This is a genomic window from Escherichia sp. E1130, from assembly GCF_005781065.1.
In the GTDB taxonomy this organism is placed as follows: domain Bacteria; phylum Pseudomonadota; class Gammaproteobacteria; order Enterobacterales; family Enterobacteriaceae; genus Escherichia.
The window spans coordinates 88,032-103,493 of the sequence record NZ_VATL01000009.1; the positions used below are offsets into that span (position 1 = coordinate 88,032).

Annotated in this window: 17 protein-coding genes; 9 read left to right on the forward strand and 8 right to left on the reverse strand. The window is 50.9% G+C overall.

Annotated elements, in window-relative coordinates:
* Positions 1–75 precede the first annotated feature (75 nt).
* From cmoB to FEK66_RS09640, 5 genes are read right to left on the reverse strand one after another with little or no spacing between them, the layout of a single operon-like run.
* Positions 76–1,047 (reverse strand): tRNA 5-methoxyuridine(34)/uridine 5-oxyacetic acid(34) synthase CmoB, encoded by a 972-nt coding sequence (gene cmoB, locus FEK66_RS09620; RefSeq protein WP_000564757.1) that lies wholly within the window; start codon positions 1,045–1,047, stop codon positions 76–78.
* The gene (gene cmoA / locus FEK66_RS09625; RefSeq protein ID WP_130208500.1) at positions 1,044–1,787 is read right to left on the reverse strand and encodes a carboxy-S-adenosyl-L-methionine synthase CmoA; all 744 of its coding nucleotides are present in this window, start codon (positions 1,785–1,787) and stop codon (positions 1,044–1,046) included. Before cmoA ends, cmoB begins: the two co-directional genes overlap by 4 nt.
* 40 nt (positions 1,788–1,827) lie before the next feature.
* On the reverse strand, positions 1,828–2,223 hold the full coding sequence (locus FEK66_RS09630; protein WP_130208499.1) for an MAPEG family protein: 396 nt from the start codon (positions 2,221–2,223) through the stop codon (positions 1,828–1,830).
* Positions 2,224–2,275: 52 nt separating this feature from the next.
* Positions 2,276–3,094 (reverse strand): DUF72 domain-containing protein, encoded by an 819-nt coding sequence (locus FEK66_RS09635; RefSeq protein ID WP_135494061.1) that lies wholly within the window; start codon positions 3,092–3,094, stop codon positions 2,276–2,278.
* Positions 3,091–3,657, reverse strand: coding sequence for a hydrolase (locus tag FEK66_RS09640; protein WP_135494059.1), 567 nt, complete (start codon positions 3,655–3,657; stop codon positions 3,091–3,093). The genes FEK66_RS09635 and FEK66_RS09640 overlap by 4 nt, the downstream gene beginning before the upstream one ends.
* 310 nt (positions 3,658–3,967) lie before the next feature.
* Between FEK66_RS09640 and aspS the strand changes: the two genes are divergently transcribed.
* The 4 genes from aspS to ruvC all read left to right on the forward strand — a co-directional run bounded on the left by aspS (position 3,968) and on the right by ruvC (position 7,635).
* Positions 3,968–5,740, forward strand: a complete 1,773-nt coding sequence (gene aspS / locus FEK66_RS09645) for an aspartate--tRNA ligase (protein ID WP_130208496.1) — start codon at positions 3,968–3,970, stop codon at positions 5,738–5,740.
* Between the two features lie 117 nt (positions 5,741–5,857).
* Complete coding sequence (nudB, locus tag FEK66_RS09650) at positions 5,858–6,310, forward strand: dihydroneopterin triphosphate diphosphatase (protein WP_001300367.1); 453 nt, start codon at positions 5,858–5,860, stop codon at positions 6,308–6,310.
* Between the two features lie 28 nt (positions 6,311–6,338).
* Positions 6,339–7,079, forward strand: coding sequence for a YebC/PmpR family DNA-binding transcriptional regulator (locus FEK66_RS09655; RefSeq protein ID WP_000907234.1), 741 nt, complete (start codon positions 6,339–6,341; stop codon positions 7,077–7,079).
* Positions 7,080–7,113: 34 nt separating this feature from the next.
* Entirely contained in the window at positions 7,114–7,635 is a 522-nt protein-coding gene (gene ruvC / locus FEK66_RS09660) for a crossover junction endodeoxyribonuclease RuvC (RefSeq protein ID WP_010350951.1), read from the forward strand.
* A gap of 4 nt (positions 7,636–7,639) precedes the next feature.
* On the opposite strand, the gene FEK66_RS09665 is transcribed toward ruvC, so the two are convergent.
* The gene (locus FEK66_RS09665) at positions 7,640–8,239 is read right to left on the reverse strand and encodes a YebB family permuted papain-like enzyme (RefSeq protein ID WP_130218702.1); all 600 of its coding nucleotides are present in this window, start codon (positions 8,237–8,239) and stop codon (positions 7,640–7,642) included.
* Positions 8,240–8,512: 273 nt separating this feature from the next.
* On the opposite strand from FEK66_RS09665, the gene ruvA reads away from it, so the two are divergent.
* Together ruvA and ruvB are read left to right on the forward strand one after the other, a co-directional pair.
* The gene (ruvA, locus tag FEK66_RS09670) at positions 8,513–9,124 is read left to right on the forward strand and encodes a Holliday junction branch migration protein RuvA (RefSeq protein WP_000580323.1); all 612 of its coding nucleotides are present in this window, start codon (positions 8,513–8,515) and stop codon (positions 9,122–9,124) included.
* An 8-nt stretch (positions 9,125–9,132) separates the two neighbouring features.
* The gene (ruvB, locus tag FEK66_RS09675) at positions 9,133–10,143 is read left to right on the forward strand and encodes a Holliday junction branch migration DNA helicase RuvB (RefSeq protein ID WP_000568522.1); all 1,011 of its coding nucleotides are present in this window, start codon (positions 9,133–9,135) and stop codon (positions 10,141–10,143) included.
* A 241-nt stretch (positions 10,144–10,384) separates the two neighbouring features.
* Here ruvB and znuB read toward each other — a convergent pair whose 3' ends face one another.
* Positions 10,385–11,170 (reverse strand): zinc ABC transporter permease subunit ZnuB, encoded by a 786-nt coding sequence (znuB, locus tag FEK66_RS09680; protein WP_130208494.1) that lies wholly within the window; start codon positions 11,168–11,170, stop codon positions 10,385–10,387.
* A complete protein-coding gene (gene znuC / locus FEK66_RS09685; protein WP_130208493.1) occupies positions 11,167–11,922 on the reverse strand; it encodes a zinc ABC transporter ATP-binding protein ZnuC in 756 nt (251 codons plus the stop codon). The genes znuB and znuC overlap by 4 nt, the downstream gene beginning before the upstream one ends.
* Positions 11,923–12,000: 78 nt before the next feature.
* On the opposite strand from znuC, the gene znuA reads away from it, so the two are divergent.
* From znuA to lpxM, 3 genes are all read left to right on the forward strand, one after another.
* A complete protein-coding gene (znuA, locus tag FEK66_RS09690; RefSeq protein ID WP_074399578.1) occupies positions 12,001–12,933 on the forward strand; it encodes a zinc ABC transporter substrate-binding protein ZnuA in 933 nt (310 codons plus the stop codon).
* Positions 12,934–12,948: 15 nt separating this feature from the next.
* Positions 12,949–14,271 carry a murein DD-endopeptidase MepM gene (gene mepM / locus FEK66_RS09695; protein ID WP_130208492.1) on the forward strand — a complete coding sequence of 441 codons (1,323 nt, stop codon included), beginning with the start codon at positions 12,949–12,951 and terminating at the stop codon, positions 14,269–14,271.
* A gap of 118 nt (positions 14,272–14,389) precedes the next feature.
* On the forward strand, positions 14,390–15,361 hold the full coding sequence (gene lpxM, locus FEK66_RS09700; RefSeq protein WP_135559481.1) for a lauroyl-Kdo(2)-lipid IV(A) myristoyltransferase: 972 nt from the start codon (positions 14,390–14,392) through the stop codon (positions 15,359–15,361).
* The last annotated feature ends 101 nt before the right edge of the window (positions 15,362–15,462 follow it).

Below are 15,462 nucleotides of genomic sequence, written 5' to 3' on the forward strand. Positions count from 1 at the left end.
GCAATATGCTGAATTAGCAAGGTTTTGTAGGCCGGATAAGGCGTTCACGCCGCATCCGGCAGTAATACCAGACCTTTACGGCTTACGCGCAATCAGCACCGCGCGTTTAGGCGCAGGATAACCTTCTACCGTCTTACCCGGATCATGCGGGTCGAGAAAATCGGCCAGAGACTCGGTGACCATCCATTCAGTGCGTCGCTGCTCTTCTGTAGTGGTGACACTCACATCCGCAATGCGAATATCAACAAAACCACACTTCTTCAGCCAGTTTTTCAACGCCAGGGCCGACGGGATGAAATAAACATTACGCATTTGTGCGTAACGATCGCCTGGTACCAGCACCGTGTTTTCGTCGCCATCAATAACCAGCGTTTCAAGCACCAGTTCACCCTCATTCACCAGTTGATCTTTCAACTGCCACAGATGTTCCAGCGGTGAACGACGATGATAAAGCACGCCCATCGAAAAGACGGTATCAAAGGCTTTCAGTGCCGGAAGTTGTTCAATCCCTAACGGCAGCAGATGCGCCCGTTGGTCGTTACCCAACAGTTTACGCACTGCTTCAAACTGGCAGAGGAATAGTTGCGTAGGGTCGATACCCACCGCAAGGTGTGCGCCTGCGCCAATCATGCGCCACATGTGATAGCCGCTGCCGCAGCCGACATCAAGAATGGTGCGCCCGGTTAAATCAGAAAGATGGGGCAGAACACGATCCCATTTCCAGTCGGAACGCCATTCGGTATCGATGTTGACGCCATACAGTGAGAACGGCCCTTTGCGCCACGGCATCAGGTTGCGCATCAGAGTCTCAATGCGCTTAATCTGCCCGGCGCTCAGTGGCTCTTCGCTTTCCGCTGTCACGCTATGCAGTAAATCAAGACGATACGGTTTAATTTCAGGCAGAAATTCCACCGCGTTGGACCACTGTTTAAACAGACCGTGCTGCTGTTCGCGCTGCCAGCTGGCAATCTGCGCGGGCAGGGTTTCCAGCCAGTGTGAAAGATGATTTTTGGCAATCAGAGAATAAAAGTTACCAAAGTCGATCATGCAGCGTCCTCTGCTTTTAATGCCACCAGTGAACCAAAATTAAAGCACTGGAACCACAGCTCGCTATGCTCAAAACCGGCTTTATGCAGGCGTGCCTTGTGGGTTTCCACGGAATCGGTCAGCATGACGTTTTCTAACATGCTGCGCTTCTGGCTGATTTCCAGCTCGCTGTAGCCGTTGGCACGTTTAAAATCGTGGTGCATGTTGAACAGCAGTTCACCAACTTTGGCATCTTCGAAACTAAATTTTTCCGAAAGCACCAGCGCGCCGCCCGGGTTTAGCCCTTGATAAATTTTATCCAGTAACGCCTGGCGCTCGGAAGGTTCCAGGAATTGCAGGGTAAAATTCAGTACCACCATCGACGCGTTTTCAATGGCAATATCACGAATATCACCTTCAATAACGTCAACAGGCGTAGGCGCTTTATAGGCGTCGATATGACGGCGGCAGCGTTCAATCATTGCCGGGGAATTGTCGATGGCGATAATTTTACAATTATCATGATGAATGTTGCGACGCACTGAGAGCGTCGCCGCGCCCAAAGAACAGCCCAGATCGTAAATCTGCGTACCCGGTTGAACGAAGCGTTCAGCTAACATACCAATCATTGAAATAATATTGGAGTAGCCGGGAACGGAACGTTGGATCATATCCGGGAAGACTTCAGCTACCCGTTCATCAAAGGTCCAGTCGCCCAGTCTGGCGATAGGGGCAGAAAATAGCGTGTCGCGGTGAGACATAACGTAAAAATCCGGGAAAAAGAAAGTGGCGTATTGTGCGCTAACGTAGGGAGAAAACCAACTCCCAGGGCATATACCAAAGATTCGCCAGCACCATCAGCAATAGCGCACACCAGGTGGCGCTCATACCAGAACGTCGCCAGCGAAACAGACGGTGATGGAAACCGTAATAATGCATCAAACGACCAGCGAGCAAAACGAGGCCGCAAATATGCACCATCCAGGTTTCAGCACCATTCATTTCCATAAATAGCATCAATACAATCGCGATGGGAATATATTCCACCGCATTGCCATGAATACGAATAGCGCTTTGTAGTTCGCTAAAACCGCCGTCGCCATAGGCAACGCGATACTGCATTCGCAGGCGAACAACATCAAAAGAGAACTTCATTAATAACAACGCACCTAAAACGGCATACAGCGCGCTTACCATACAAACTCCCTTTAAAATGGCCGATGGCACTTGTCTATGATAGGTGGCAAATTCAGAAAAGAGAAGATTGCTGTGGAATAGCCGGGACTGCTCCGATCTCTGGAAGCATTTTACGTAAGTCTTCCCACAGTGTATGTACCAGTTCCGGGGCCTGAGCAATATCTGGCGTGTGCAGAAAAAGATAAGGCGTGGTGCTCTGCTGCCACTGCGCTAATTTCTGTAACCAGACCTGAAATAATTCCCTGTTTTGCGCCATATCATCGCTGCCGATAAAACGGATCAGCGGATTTGTCGCCGTTAGTACGGCATGTACCGGAACCTTCGGTTTCTTCCGTTGAGCGTCGCGTATGACTTCATTATGCGGACGTGCAGCATGAACTGGACGGCTGTCTAAAATCACCCGATTAACGGCGCGCTGGTGTAAACCGCGATTAAGCGTTTGTTCCGCTTCCCCTTTGGCGAAAAACTGCGGATGACGCACTTCCACACCATAATTAAATTCGCCGGGAAGAGTATCGAGAAAATGCCAAAGCGCAGGCAAATCCTGTGGGCCGAAGGTGGCAGGCAGTTGCAGCCAGTATTGCCCAATGCGCGGAGCCAGCGGTGACATACGGGTCAAAAATTCAGTCACTAAATCATCGCAATGACGCAACGCTGCCTGATGCGAAATGGTCGCCGGAAACTTAAAACAGAAGCGGAAGTCATCTGTGGTCTGCTCACGCCAGCGCAGGACAACCTCGGGTTTCGGCAGGGCGTATAGCGTGGTGTTGCCCTCCACGCAATTAAAGTAGCGGGCATACTCTTCCAGGCTGGTTATCCCCAACCGCACCCATTTAGGATGCGACCATTGCGGCAGACCGATATAAATCATAACGCGTTGAGGATCTCTTCCACGCTGCGCACACGGGCGATGCGTGGATAGATATGGTTGATGCTGTTATTGTGCTGCTCGGCACTGGCGGCGCTACAGGCATCTTCGGCAATCACCAGATTAAAACCGAGTTCCCAAGCATTGCGGGCGGTGGACTCAACGCCGATATTGGTCGAGATCCCACATAACACTATTGTATCGATACATCGGCGGCGTAATTGCAACTCCAGATCCGTACCGTAAAACGCACCCCATTGACGTTTGATGATTTCGATATCGCTGTCGGTTGCACCTAATGCAGCAGGATGTTGCCACCAATTTTCGGGCAACACTTTGGCCGGTGAGGGCGCATCGACCGGCTGTTTTAATGCTTCAGCATAATCGGCAGACCAGCCAACACGCACCAGAAACACGGGCTGACCGCTCGCGCGAAATTTCGCCGCCAGTTTTCCTGCGCGATTCACCACGTCTTCGGCAGTATGCGGACCACCGGCAAAAGGCAAGATGCCTTCCTGTAAATCAATCACAACCAGCGCTGTGGTTTTGGCATTAAGTTCAAGCATGATCACTCCAGATAAAACAAAATCGTGCCTCTCACCTTAATGCGATTAGCCGATGGCGGAACGACAAATTTTGTTAATTTTTATGAGTTCGGGCAACACCTTTATAGCAAACTGGCGTAGAGTCTGATTTCAGGCCCGATATAAAGTGGTAACGAGGCGTTCCAGCGCGGGCCAGGCTCTTACGGTGCGGCAGAATTTCCAGTATAATAGCCGCCTTTTTTCATTCAGTTGTGACATACAGCTAACGCTGCGACTCAGGTCACCTGCACAGCAGGGGACATCCGCCAGCAGCTAAGTTAAGGGATATCTCATGCGTACAGAATATTGTGGACAGCTCCGTTTGTCCCACGTGGGGCAGCAGGTGACTCTGTGTGGTTGGGTCAACCGTCGTCGTGATCTTGGTAGCTTGATCTTTATCGATATGCGCGACCGCGAAGGTATCGTGCAGGTATTTTTCGATCCGGATCGTGCGGACGCGTTAAAGCTGGCCTCTGAACTGCGTAATGAGTTCTGCATTCAGGTCACGGGCACCGTACGTGCGCGTGACGAAAAAAATATCAACCGCGATATGGCGACTGGCGAAATCGAAGTGCTGGCTTCCTCGCTGACCATCATCAACCGCGCAGACGTTCTGCCGCTTGACTCCAACCACGTCAACACCGAAGAAGCGCGTCTGAAGTACCGCTATCTTGACCTGCGTCGCCCGGAAATGGCTCAGCGCCTGAAAACCCGTGCGAAAATCACCAGTCTGGTGCGTCGTTTTATGGACGACCACGGTTTCCTCGACATCGAAACTCCGATGCTGACTAAAGCCACGCCGGAAGGCGCGCGTGACTACCTGGTGCCTTCTCGTGTGCACAAAGGTAAATTCTACGCGCTGCCGCAATCCCCGCAGTTGTTCAAACAGCTGCTGATGATGTCCGGTTTTGACCGCTACTATCAGATCGTTAAATGCTTCCGTGACGAAGACCTGCGCGCTGATCGTCAGCCTGAATTTACTCAGATCGATGTGGAAACTTCTTTCATGACCGCGCCGCAAGTGCGTGAAGTGATGGAAGCGCTGGTGCGTCATTTGTGGCTGGAAGTGAAGGGCATTGATCTGGGCGATTTCCCGGTAATGACCTTTGCGGAAGCTGAACGCCGTTACGGTTCTGATAAACCGGATCTGCGCAACCCGATGGAACTGACCGACGTTGCCGATCTGCTGAAATCCGTTGAGTTTGCAGTATTTGCAGGTCCAGCGAACGATCCGAAAGGCCGTGTTGCCGCTCTGCGTGTTCCGGGTGGCGCATCGCTGACCCGTAAGCAGATCGACGAATACGGTAACTTCGTTAAAATCTACGGCGCGAAAGGTCTGGCTTACATCAAAGTTAACGAACGCGCGAAAGGTCTGGAAGGTATCAACAGCCCGGTAGCGAAGTTCCTTAATGCGGAAATCATCGAAGCCATCCTGGATCGTACTGCCGCGCAAGATGGCGATATGATTTTCTTCGGTGCCGACAACAAGAAAATTGTTGCCGACGCGATGGGCGCACTACGTCTGAAAGTGGGTAAAGACCTTGGCCTGACCGACGAAAGCAAATGGGCACCGCTGTGGGTTATCGACTTCCCGATGTTTGAAGACGACGGTGAAGGCGGCCTGACGGCAATGCACCATCCGTTCACCGCGCCGAAAGACATGACGGCGGCAGAGCTGAAAGCTGCACCGGAAAATGCAGTGGCGAATGCTTACGATATGGTCATCAATGGTTACGAAGTGGGCGGTGGTTCAGTGCGTATCCATAATGGTGATATGCAGCAGACGGTGTTTGGCATTCTGGGGATCACCGAAGAGGAACAGCGCGAGAAATTCGGCTTCCTGCTCGACGCCCTGAAATACGGTACTCCGCCGCACGCAGGTCTGGCATTCGGTCTTGACCGTCTGACCATGCTGCTGACTGGCACCGACAACATTCGTGACGTTATCGCCTTCCCGAAAACCACGGCAGCAGCGTGTCTGATGACTGAAGCACCGAGCTTTGCTAACCCGACTGCACTGGCTGAGCTGAGCATTCAGGTTGTGAAGAAGGCTGAGAATAACTGATATGACTCAAATACACGAAATCATTCGCGTTGCATCGAGGCGGCAACTGAGTGAACTCCCATGAGCATAGATAACTATGTGAATGGGATGAGCGAAGGCAGTCAACGAAGAGGCAGCGTGAAGGATAAAGTGTATAAGCGTCCCGTTTCGATCTTAGTGGTCATCTATGCACAAGATACGAAACGGGTGCTGATGTTGCAGCGGCGTGACGATCCCGATTTCTGGCAGTCGGTAACCGGCAGCGTGGAAGAGGGGGAAACCGCGCCGCAAGCTGCCATGCGCGAAGTAAAGGAAGAGGTCACCATCGATGTTGTCGCTGAACAACTGACCTTAATTGACTGTCAGCGCACGGTAGAGTTTGAAATTTTTTCACATTTACGTCATCGCTATGCGCCGGGCGTGACGCGCAATACGGAATCATGGTTCTGTCTTGCGCTCCCGCACGAGCGCCAGATTGTTTTCACTGAACATCTGGCTTACAAGTGGCTTGATGCGCCTGCTGCGGCGGCGCTCACTAAGTCATGGAGCAACCGGCAGGCGATTGAACAGTTTGTTATTAACGCTGCCTGAACAGGCAGGGCTATCTGGAGATATTTTTATGGCAGGTCATAGTAAATGGGCCAACACCAGACATCGTAAAGCTGCGCAGGATGCTAAGCGCGGTAAAATCTTCACTAAAATCATTCGTGAGCTGGTAACCGCGGCTAAGCTGGGCGGTGGCGATCCGGACGCTAACCCGCGTCTGCGTGCAGCAATTGATAAAGCACTGTCTAACAACATGACCCGTGACACCCTGAACCGCGCAATTGCACGTGGTGTGGGCGGTGATGATGATGCAAACATGGAAACCATCATCTACGAAGGTTACGGCCCTGGCGGCACGGCAATCATGATTGAATGTCTGTCTGACAACCGCAACCGTACCGTTGCTGAAGTGCGTCACGCATTCAGCAAATGTGGCGGTAACCTCGGTACTGACGGTTCCGTAGCCTATCTGTTCAGCAAAAAAGGCGTGATCTCCTTCGAGAAAGGCGACGAAGACACCATCATGGAAGCAGCACTGGAAGCAGGTGCTGAAGACGTTGTGACCTATGATGACGGCGCGATCGACGTCTACACTGCATGGGAAGAGATGGGTAAAGTACGCGACGCTCTGGAAGCGGCAGGTCTGAAAGCAGACAGCGCAGAAGTTTCCATGATCCCGTCAACCAAAGCCGATATGGATGCAGAAACTGCACCGAAACTGATGCGTCTGATCGATATGCTGGAAGACTGTGACGACGTGCAGGAAGTTTACCATAACGGTGAGATCTCTGATGAGGTTGCAGCGACCCTCTGATGAGGCCGGCTAAACAACAAAACGGAGACGCGTGATGTCTATTATTCTCGGTATTGACCCGGGTTCGCGCGTTACCGGCTACGGTGTTATCCGTCAGGTGGGCAGGCAACTGTCCTACCTGGGTAGCGGATGCATACGCACCAAAGTGGATGATTTACCGTCTCGTCTGAAACTGATCTATGCGGGCGTGACGGAAATCATCACCCAGTTCCAGCCCGATTATTTCGCAATCGAACAAGTCTTTATGGCGAAGAACGCTGACTCTGCCCTGAAACTGGGGCAGGCACGAGGCGTGGCGATTGTGGCAGCGGTGAATCAGGAATTGCCGGTGTTTGAATATGCTGCGCGTCAGGTGAAGCAAACAGTGGTGGGCATTGGTAGCGCCGAAAAAAGCCAGGTGCAGCATATGGTGCGTACCTTGCTGAAATTACCTGCTAATCCACAGGCGGATGCCGCCGATGCGCTGGCGATTGCCATCACCCACTGCCATGTCAGCCAGAATGCGATGCAGATGAGCGAATCGCGGCTGAACCTGGCGAGAGGGCGACTGCGCTAAATTATCACGCTTCAGTCAGTTCAGGCTGAGGCGTTTCTACTCCCTCCGCATGAATCAACATTAGACTCGGATGATGCCACAAACTCGCTGGTGTAACCGTTTTACGATCCCACGGAATAGAACCTAAGAACCAGAATTTCCAGAAAGTGAGTTTTGCATTCGGATTGCTATTTAACAATTCTCCAAATGTCTCTATTTCACCCACCGGAATACATAGCGCCTCTTTATAAATATCAAAGACAAATTTTGAACAGAACTGGCGTGAAGATTCGTATTTAAAACCGGTGTGGTAGAGTTTGCGTAGCCGGGAGGGAACCTGTTCAACAATTCGTTGTTTTTGTTGTTCTGTTAGCCCTGCGTCTAATCGCTTTATAGCATAGCGTTGATTAGAAGAACGTTTAATAAAACGGGATAGCGTGGTGATGGTTGAAAGGGGAACCCGGCTTTCTGCAACCAGGAAGTCTTCACCGTTATGACCGATAATGATCCCGACGTGATTACTCCAGCAATTTGATGCTGCTGATATTTGACCAAATAAGGCAGCACCTATACATGTAAAGACGATATCACCAATTTCATATTCAGCAGGGTAATTAATATTCACGTTGTCATTCCATTGAAATAAATATGAATACACGTAATAACATAAAAAAGTTTATTTTTCAGGAGTCGAAATGTATATTTTTTTACGCATTACCTCACTGAATATGTAATATTCAAATATTTGCTTCCAATATAACCTGTAGAATAAATTATACTGCGCCATTTTTCAGAACATCGGGGCGCCTCGCAAGTTTTCTTCATCCTTCGCTGGATATCTATCCAGCATTTTTTTATCATACAGCATTATCTTTGATTCATTACGCAGGAGCGTCATGTGATAGGCAGACTCAGAGGCATCATCATTGAAAAACAACCCCCGCTGGTGTTAATTGAAGTGGGCGGCGTAGGCTATGAAGTGCATATGCCGATGACCTGTTTTTATGAGCTCCCTGAAGCGGGTCAGGAAGCGATCGTTTTCACCCACTTTGTGGTGCGTGAAGACGCGCAACTACTGTACGGTTTTAACAATAAACAAGAGCGCACGTTGTTCAAAGAGTTGATCAAAACCAACGGCGTCGGCCCCAAGTTGGCACTGGCGATCCTCTCCGGAATGTCAGCGCAGCAGTTCGTTAATGCCGTTGAGCGTGAAGAAGTGGGGGCACTGGTGAAACTGCCGGGTATTGGCAAAAAAACCGCCGAGCGTTTAATTGTCGAAATGAAAGACCGATTTAAAGGTTTGCATGGCGATCTGTTTACCCCGGCCGCCGATCTGGTGCTCACGTCGCCTGCCAGCCCGGCAACCGATGATGCTGAACAGGAAGCGGTTGCTGCGCTGGTGGCACTGGGCTATAAACCACAAGAAGCCAGCCGGATGGTGAGCAAAATTGCTCGCCCTGACGCCAGCAGTGAAACATTAATTCGCGAAGCTCTGCGCGCCGCGTTATGAGGTAAAGGATGATTGAAGCAGACCGTCTGATTTCTGCCGGTACGACTTTGCCGGAAGATGTGGCAGATCGCGCCATTCGCCCCAAATTACTGGAAGAGTATGTTGGTCAGCCGCAGGTTCGTTCACAGATGGAGATTTTCATCAAAGCAGCGAAACTGCGCGGCGATGCCCTCGATCATCTGTTGATTTTTGGCCCTCCGGGTTTAGGTAAAACCACGCTTGCTAACATTGTCGCCAATGAAATGGGCGTTAATTTACGCACGACTTCCGGTCCGGTGCTGGAAAAGGCCGGCGATCTGGCAGCAATGCTCACTAACCTTGAACCGCATGACGTGCTGTTTATTGATGAGATCCACCGTCTTTCACCAGTGGTGGAAGAGGTGTTGTATCCGGCAATGGAAGACTACCAACTGGATATCATGATTGGTGAAGGTCCGGCGGCACGCTCCATTAAAATTGATTTGCCCCCGTTTACCCTGATTGGTGCAACCACGCGCGCAGGTTCGCTGACATCACCGTTGCGCGACCGTTTTGGTATTGTGCAACGTCTGGAGTTTTATCAGGTGCCAGATCTGCAATATATCGTCAGTCGCAGCGCGCGCTTTATGGGCCTCGAGATGAGTGACGATGGCGCGCTGGAAGTGGCGCGTCGGGCGCGTGGTACGCCACGTATTGCCAACCGCCTGCTGCGTCGAGTGCGTGATTTCGCCGAAGTGAAGCATGATGGTACCATCTCGGCAGATATCGCCGCCCAGGCGCTGGATATGCTGAATGTCGATGCTGAAGGTTTCGATTATATGGACCGCAAATTGTTGCTGGCGGTAATCGATAAATTCTTTGGTGGACCTGTAGGTCTGGATAACCTGGCGGCGGCTATTGGCGAAGAACGTGAAACCATTGAGGATGTGCTGGAGCCTTATCTGATTCAGCAAGGCTTTTTGCAGCGTACACCACGCGGGCGTATGGCGACAGTGCGGGCGTGGAACCACTTCGGCATCACGCCGCCAGAAATGCCGTAGTTCAAATAAGGCGCTGCGCCGCATCCGACACTGGCAATGTGCCTGATGCGACGCTGTTCGCGTTTTATCAGGCCTACCCGATATAGCGAACCGTAGGTCGGATAAGGCGTTCGCGCCGTATCCGACACTGGCAATGTGCCTGATGCGACGCTGTTCGCGTCTTATCAGGCCTACCTGGTATAGCGAACCGTAGGTCGGATAAGGCGCTTGCGCCGCATCCGACAAATGTGTTCAGGCGAAGTTAGCTGGCCTGTTTTTTCATCATACTCAAAATAAACAACAGAGCTGCACACAGCACCACGGACGGACCCGCAGGCGTATCGTAAAACGCTGAAAAAGTTAAACCACCGGTTACAGCAATCATCCCCACCAAAACAGCGACACCTGCCATCTGTTCCGGTGTACGGGCGAAACGACGTGCGGTAGCCGCCGGAATGATCAGCAGCGAGGTAATAATCAACGCCCCGACAAATTTCATTGCCACACCAATCGTCAATGCTGTTACCAGCATCAACAGCAATTTCACGCGCTGTAATTTCACGCCATCGACAAATGCCAGGTCCGGGCTAATGGTCATCGACAGTAAATTACGCCATTGCCAGAACAGAATTGCCACCACAATGACCACGCCAATGGCGATGGAGATGAGATCTTCCGGCGTCACTGCCAGCAAATCACCGAACAGGTATGCCATCAAGTCAACGCGAATGTTAGACATCAGACTGACAACGACCAGGCCCAGCGACAAGGCACTGTGCGCCATAATTCCCAATAACGTATCGATCGCCAGCTGTGGACGCTTCTCCAGCCATACCAGACCGCCCGCCAGCAGCAGCGTAACGGCAATCACTGCATAGAAGGGATTCACGTCCAGCAACAGACCAAAGGCCACTCCAAGTAAAGACGCATGGGCCAGCGTATCGCCGAAATAAGACATACGACGCCAGACAACAAAAGAACCCAAAGGACCTGCGGCACAGGCCAGCATAATCCCGGCTAACCAACCGGGAAATAATAATTCAATCATGAGCGATCACTTCCCCGACGCAGAACAATTCGCCCCTGTAAATCGTGGCGGTGATTATGATGATGGCGATAAATACCCAGCTGTTCAGCTCCACGAGGCCCGAACATCGAAATAAATTCCGGATGCAGGGAAACGACTTCTGGTGTGCCAGAACAACAGATGTGATGGTTCAGGCAAAGTACTTCATCGGTTTTTGCCATCACCAGATGCAGATCGTGAGACACCATTAAAACGCCACAATCCAGTTCGCGACGTAACTGGTCAATAAGGTCATATAACGCCACCTGACCATTCACATCCACGCCCTGGGTGGGTTCGTCCAGAACTAATAACTGGGGCTGATTTAACAATGCGCGCGCGAGTAGTACACGCTGCGTTTCACCGCCAGAGAGCTTTTGCATTGGCGCGTCAATAAGATGCCCAGCCTGAACGCGTTTTAGTGCAGGCAGAATATCTTCCTTATGTGTTCTGGGGCGTAAGCGTAAAAAACGGTTTACGGTCAGTGGCAACGTGGTGTCGAGATACAGCTTCTGTGGCACATAACCAATGCGCAGTTTTCCGTGGCGCTTGATAACACCTTCATCTGGTGTTACCAGCCCGAGGACAACCCGAACCAGTGTCGACTTACCTGCGCCGTTCGGCCCAAGTAAGGTCAAAATTTTACCAGGCTTGAGTTCCAGCGACACATCAGAGAGGACGCGGCGTTGGCCAAATGAAACCGAGACATTTTCCAGGGAAACCAGACTTGTCATGTTAATTTTAGTCTTGCAGTAGTCATGAAATGTTATAATATCACACTTCTTATATTCATTACGATGATTGGTCGCATTATGTTACATAAAAAAACGCTTCTTTTCGCAGCATTATCTGCTGCTCTCTGGGGCAGTGCAACTCAGGTAGCAGAAGCTGCCGTTGTCGCTTCGCTTAAACCTGTTGGATTCATCGCTTCCGCTATTGCTGATGGAGTAACAGAGACGGAAGTGTTACTTCCTGATGGGGCCTCTGAACATGATTATTCACTGCGTCCATCTGATGTAAAACGCTTACAGAACGCGGACTTAGTTGTCTGGGTTGGACCGGAAATGGAAGCGTTTATGCAAAAGCCCGTGAGTAAATTACCCGAAGCGAAGCAGGTAACCATTGCGCAGCTTGAGAGTGTAAAACCGCTGCTGATGAAAAGCATTCACGACGCTGATGATGATCATGACCACGCGGAAAAAAGTGACGAAGATCACCATCACGGCGATTTCAACATGCACGTTTGGCTTTCCCCAGAGATAGCGCGGGCTACAGCGGTTGCAATCCATGGAAAATTAGTGGAACTTATGCCGCAAAGTCGAGCCAAACTTGACGCCAACCTGATGGAATTTGAGGCACAATTAGCTTCAAGTAGGAAACAGGTTGGTAACGAGCTCGCGCCGCTCAAGGGAAAAGGTTATTTCGTTTTTCATGATGCTTACGGCTACTTCGAAAAACAATTCGGACTGACACCGCTTGGTCACTTTACCGTAAACCCAGAGATTCAACCTGGCGCGCAGCGTTTACATCAAATAAGAACACAGTTGGTTGAGCAAAAAGCAACTTGCGTTTTTGCTGAGCCACAGTTCAGGCCTGCGGTCGTTGAAAGCGTCGCACGAGGGACATCCGTTCGTATGGGAACGTTGGATCCCCTTGGGACGAATATCAAACTGGGCAAAACAAGCTATTCAGAATTCCTGAATCAATTAGCTAACCAGTACGCGAGCTGCCTGAAAGGAGATTAATGAGGAAGTGATTACGTGCAACAGATAGCCCGCTCTGTCGCCCTGGCGTTTAATAATTTACCGCGACCACACCGCGTTATGTTGGGGTCGCTCACCGTTCTTACACTGGCCGTCGCTGTCTGGCGGCCTTATGTTTACCACCGAGACGCCTCGCCTATTGTCAAAACCATTGAGCTTGAACAGAACGAAATTCGTTCTCTCTTACCTGAGGCCAGTGAGCCGATTGATCAAGCTGCGCAAGAAGATGAAGCCATTCCACAGGACGAACTGGACGACAAAATCGCTGGTGAAGCCGGCGTTCATGAATATGTCGTTTCTACGGGCGACACGTTAAGTAGCATCCTTAATCAATATGGTATTGAGATGGGTGATATCACCCAACTTGCTGCTGCTGATAAAGATCTGCGTAACCTGAAAATTGGTCAACAACTCTCCTGGACATTAACAGCTGATGGCGAGTTACAGCGTCTGACCTGGGAAGTGTCTCGCCGCGAAACTCGTACCTATGACCGCACCGCTGCTAATGGTTTTAAAATGACCAGCGAAATGCAGCAAGGGGAGTGGGTTAATAGTCTGTTGAAAGGAACCGTTGGGACAAGTTTTGTTGCCAGCGCCCAAAGTGCAGGTTTAACCAGCGCTGAAGTGAGCGCGGTGATTAAAGCAATGCAGTGGCAGATGGACTTCCGCAAAGTGAAAAAAGGTGACGAATTTGCGGTATTAATGTCACGTGAAATGCTTGATGGCAAACGTGAACAAAGCCAACTGTTGGGCGTGCGTTTGCGTTCAGAAGGCAAAGATTACTATGCTATTCGCGCTGAAGATGGCAAATTCTACGACCGCAACGGTACGGGCCTGGCGAAGGGATTCTTACGATTCCCGACGGCAAAACAGTTCCGCATTTCGTCTAACTTTAACCCGCGTCGTCTGAACCCGGTAACCGCTCGCATTGCGCCGCACAGAGGCGTTGATTTTGCGATGCCGCAGGGTACGCCGGTGCTTTCGGTGGGGGACGGTGAAGTGGTCGTTGCTAAACGCAGTGGCGCCGCTGGTTATTATGTCGCGATTCGTCATGGTCGCAGCTACACCACGCGTTATATGCATCTGCGTAAGATTCTGGTTAAACCGGGGCAGAAGGTGAAGCGTGGCGATCGTATCGCGCTTTCCGGTAACACCGGGCGTTCAACTGGGCCACATCTGCACTATGAAGTATGGATTAACCAACAGGCTGTGAACCCGTTGACAGCGAAACTGCCGCGTACTGAAGGGCTGACCGGTTCAGATCGTACCGATTTCCTGGCGAAGGCCAAGGAGATTGTACCGCAGCTACAGTTTGATTAATTAATACCCATTGGCAGCCGGTACGCAGTCAGTGCCGGCTTTTTTATTTGGTGCGGGGCAAGTTGCGCCGTTACACTACCACCAGATTGATTATTGCCTTATCCAAAACTGGAAAAGCATGGAAACGAAAAAAAATAATAGCGAATATATTCCTGAGTTTGATAAATCCTTTCGTCACCCTCGTTACTGGGGAGCCTGGTTGGGCGTGGCGGCAATGGCCGGTATTGCCTTAACACCAGCGAAATTCCGTGATCCCATCCTTGCGCGGTTGGGGCGTTTTGCCGGAAGACTGGGTAAAAGCTCACGTCGTCGGGCGTTGATCAATCTGTCTCTCTGCTTTCCAGAACGTAGCGAAGCCGAACGCGAAGCGATTGTGGATGAGATGTTTGCCACAGCGCCGCAAGCGATGGCAATGATGGCTGAACTGGCGATACGTGGGCCGGAGAAAATCCAGTCTCGCGTCGACTGGCAGGGGCTGGAGATCATCGAAGAGATGCGGCGTAACAACGAGAAAGTGATCTTTCTGGTACCGCACGGCTGGGCAGTTGATATCCCCGCTATGCTGATGGCCTCACAAGGGCAGAAAATGGCAGCAATGTTCCATAATCAGGGCAACCCGGTTTTTGATTATGTCTGGAACACGGTGCGTCGTCGTTTTGGCGGTCGTCTGCACGCGAGAAATGATGGTATTAAACCTTTCATCCAGTCGGTTCGTCAGGGCTACTGGGGATATTATTTACCGGATCAGGATCATGGACCTGAACACAGCGAATTTGTTGATTTTTTCGCAACCTATAAAGCGACGCTGCCAGCAATTGGTCGCCTGATGAAAGTGTGTCGCGCGCGTGTCGTTCCGTTGTTCCCAATCTATGATGGCAAAACCCATCGTCTGACGATTCAGGTTCGTCCACCGATGGATGACCTGTTAGAGGCGGATGACGCTACCATTGCGCGGCGTATGAATGAAGAAGTTGAGATTTTTGTTGGTCCGCGACCAGAGCAGTACACCTGGATTTTAAAATTGCTGAAAACGCGCAAACCGGGCGAAATCCAGCCGTATAAGCGTAAAGATCTTTATCCCATCAAATAAAAAAAGCCTCTCGTGAGGAGAGGCTCTCGTCTAATGTTAAGTGCGCATTTATTCTATGCGCATGCTTATCGGCCCTACAGGTTGATCGTAATTTATTGAAT

Coding starts and splice junctions, on each gene's coding strand:
- ruvB (WP_000568522.1), top strand. CDS start 9,133: ATGATTGAAGCAGACCGTCTGATTTCTGCCGGTACGACTTTGCCGGAA.
- FEK66_RS09640 (WP_135494059.1), bottom strand. CDS start 3,657: ATGCTTGAACTTAATGCCAAAACCACAGCGCTGGTTGTGATTGATTTA.
- znuA (WP_074399578.1), top strand. CDS start 12,001: ATGTTACATAAAAAAACGCTTCTTTTCGCAGCATTATCTGCTGCTCTC.
- ruvC (WP_010350951.1), top strand. CDS start 7,114: ATGTCTATTATTCTCGGTATTGACCCGGGTTCGCGCGTTACCGGCTAC.
- FEK66_RS09635 (WP_135494061.1), bottom strand. CDS start 3,094: ATGATTTATATCGGTCTGCCGCAATGGTCGCATCCTAAATGGGTGCGG.
- cmoA (WP_130208500.1), bottom strand. CDS start 1,787: ATGTCTCACCGCGACACGCTATTTTCTGCCCCTATCGCCAGACTGGGC.
- znuB (WP_130208494.1), bottom strand. CDS start 11,170: ATGATTGAATTATTATTTCCCGGTTGGTTAGCCGGGATTATGCTGGCC.
- FEK66_RS09630 (WP_130208499.1), bottom strand. CDS start 2,223: ATGGTAAGCGCGCTGTATGCCGTTTTAGGTGCGTTGTTATTAATGAAG.
- aspS (WP_130208496.1), top strand. CDS start 3,968: ATGCGTACAGAATATTGTGGACAGCTCCGTTTGTCCCACGTGGGGCAG.
- FEK66_RS09655 (WP_000907234.1), top strand. CDS start 6,339: ATGGCAGGTCATAGTAAATGGGCCAACACCAGACATCGTAAAGCTGCG.
- cmoB (WP_000564757.1), bottom strand. CDS start 1,047: ATGATCGACTTTGGTAACTTTTATTCTCTGATTGCCAAAAATCATCTT.
- lpxM (WP_135559481.1), top strand. CDS start 14,390: ATGGAAACGAAAAAAAATAATAGCGAATATATTCCTGAGTTTGATAAA.
- znuC (WP_130208493.1), bottom strand. CDS start 11,922: ATGACAAGTCTGGTTTCCCTGGAAAATGTCTCGGTTTCATTTGGCCAA.